General features: G+C 31.4%; 3 protein-coding genes. All 3 read left to right on the top strand.

The features are described from left to right. The first annotated feature begins 407 nt into the window (after window positions 1–407). On the top strand, window positions 408–1,403 hold the full coding sequence (locus tag Q0L68_RS19600) for a mannose-1-phosphate guanylyltransferase (RefSeq protein ID WP_296705934.1): 996 nt from the start codon (window positions 408–410) through the stop codon (window positions 1,401–1,403). Window positions 1,404–1,461: 58 nt separating this feature from the next. Then, a complete protein-coding gene (locus Q0L68_RS19595) occupies window positions 1,462–1,836 on the top strand; it encodes a GxxExxY protein (protein ID WP_296705933.1) in 375 nt (124 codons plus the stop codon). A 116-nt stretch (window positions 1,837–1,952) separates the two neighbouring features. Beyond that, the coding region (locus tag Q0L68_RS19590) for an NAD-dependent epimerase/dehydratase family protein (RefSeq protein ID WP_296705932.1) at window positions 1,953–2,429 on the top strand (477 nt) is incomplete at its 3' end.

Below are 2,429 nucleotides of genomic sequence, written 5' to 3'. Positions count from 1 at the left end.
TCTAAGTATAGAAAAACAAGTGAGTATGTAAAATACACTTTTTAAGCTATAAAAATTCTATCAGAAATTGAATAAAAAAAATGAGTACAAAAACTACTCACTTTGCTATATTTGACGATTGAAATTTGAGAAACTGCCTCTAATTTTAATGAATTCATATTTTTTTAAAGTTTTTTAGGAAAAAAATCAAATAACTGCTTGATTTTTAAGTATTGTTTGAATTTGACTATTAAGTTCGAAATGGGACTGAAAGGGCGAAGCTCTGGAATTTTAATAAAAAAATAATAGTTCAATTTCTCTTTTTACTCATCCTTTGGATAAAGGTTTTCTATAATTTTTATATATGTTTAAACTCCTTTGCTGAATAAACTTTAATCATCTTAATTTTAATTATTTAAATTAAATCAATGAAGGTTATCAATGTAATATTATCTGGTGGCGTTGGTTCCAGGCTTTGGCCTCTATCTCGTAGGTCTAAGCCAAAGCAATACTTACCATTATTTGAAGGAGAAACTCTTTTTCAGAAAACGGTTCTAAGAAATTCTGGAATTTGCAATTCAGTTTTTGTGGTAGGCAATCGTGAAAATTATCTGCTATCAAGAAATGATTTGATAAATTCTGAAATTGAAAACTACACCGAGATCATTGAGGCTTATCCAAGAAATACTGCAGCGGCCATAGCTTTTGCGGCTTTTGCAGCTGAACCAGAAGATATTTTATTTGTAAGCCCATCTGATCATTTAATAGGAACAGGTGAAAAATATGAGCAGTCGATATTAAGGAGTATATCATTAGCAAAAGAAGGGTTTATTGTAACATTTGGCTTAAAACCTTTAAAACCAGAGACTGGTTTTGGATATATTGAAGCTGATGGAGAGGATGTAAGATCTTTCAGAGAAAAACCGAATAAAGAAACAGCAGAATCCTTTTTAAAAGCTGGAAATTTTTATTGGAATTCCGGAATGTTTTGTTTCAAATCTTCCGTTTTTTTGGATGAATTAAAAGAATTAGAGCCTGAAGTATTCTTTGCTTCGAAAACCGCTTTTGAGGCAATGGACAATTCTTTTTTGGATAAAGAATTATCTATGCAAATCCCTTCCATTTCTGTGGACTATGCAGTGATGGAAAAAACAAAAAAAATAAAGGTTGTTGCATCTGAATTTTCTTGGTCTGACATGGGGTCGTTTGAATCCATTTATGATTACTTTAAAAACCAAGGACATCCTATAGACTCAAAAGGGAATATGGTTATTGGAACAGAAATCCATACAGAGTTTATAGGGTTGAAAAATACTTTGTTAATCCAAACTCCTGATGCGATTTTGGTACTAAAAAAAGATCAAGCTCAGGATGTGAAAAAAGTTTTTGAAAGATTGGAGAAGGAAAAACCAGAATTGATATAATCTTTAAACACGGAGTTTCATTGAGGAATTATGGAGTCTCACTGAGTTTAAATCCAAAATGCTTGAAAAGGAAGATTTGACAGAGAAAATATTAGGTTGTGCTTTTAAAGTTCACTCTAAACTTGGACCAGGACTGTTAGAGTCTGCATATCAAGCTTGCTTAAAATATGAATTAGAAAAAGAAGGTTTGTGGGTAGAATCAGAAGTGAATGTTCCTTTAAAATATGAAGAAATTAACCTTGATTGTGGATTTAGAATAGATCTTTTAGTTGAAAATCAAGTTATTGTAGAATTGAAAACAGTTGAAAAATTTAATGAAGTTCATTTTGCCCAGGTTTTAACCTATCTAAAATTTACTGGTCATAGAGTAGGACTATTATTAAATTTTAAAACAAAAAGTTTAGTGCAAGGGATAAAAAGGTTTATTCTTTGAAATGAATGTGTTTTTGGGCTTTATTAAAAAATCTTAATATTGGAGTTATTTAATTATTAAAATCTTCCGTGGAACTCTGAGAATTACTCAGAGAAACTCCGTGTTCAATATTTATCATGAATAAAAACATTAGAATATACATCGCTGGTCATAGAGGAATGGTAGGATCAGCCATTTGGAGAGCTTTAGAAGCAAAAGGATTTACAAATCTTCTTGGAAGAACTTCCAAAGAATTGGATCTAAGGAATCAAAAAGAGGTTTCTGAATTTTTTGAGAATGAAAATCCTAATGTTGTAATAGATGCAGCGGCTAGAGTAGGGGGGATCTTGGCAAATAATACTTACCCATATCAATTTTTGATGGAGAATATGCTGATTCAAAATAATTTAATTGATTCATCATTAAAGGCTGATATCCAAAAGTTTATTTTTCTTGGATCTTCTTGTATATATCCCAAACTGGCGCCGCAGCCCTTGAAAGAAGAATATTTATTAACAGGACCATTAGAGCCTACAAATGAGTGGTATGCAGTAGCTAAAATAACGGGTGTTAAGGCATGTGAAGCCATTAGGAGGCAATTTGGAAAAGATTAT

This window comes from Algoriphagus sp. (assembly GCF_024642405.1).
GTDB lineage: Bacteria > Bacteroidota > Bacteroidia > Cytophagales > Cyclobacteriaceae > Algoriphagus.
The sequence above is the reverse complement of the archived record's forward strand: the minus strand, read 5'-3'. Positions and strand labels throughout refer to the sequence as shown.

Bases quoted from the DNA above. Each gene is read 5' to 3' on its own strand.
- Q0L68_RS19600 (WP_296705934.1), top strand. From the start codon at position 408: ATGAAGGTTATCAATGTAATATTATCTGGTGGCGTTGGTTCCAGGCTT.
- Q0L68_RS19595 (WP_296705933.1), top strand. From the start codon at position 1,462: ATGCTTGAAAAGGAAGATTTGACAGAGAAAATATTAGGTTGTGCTTTT.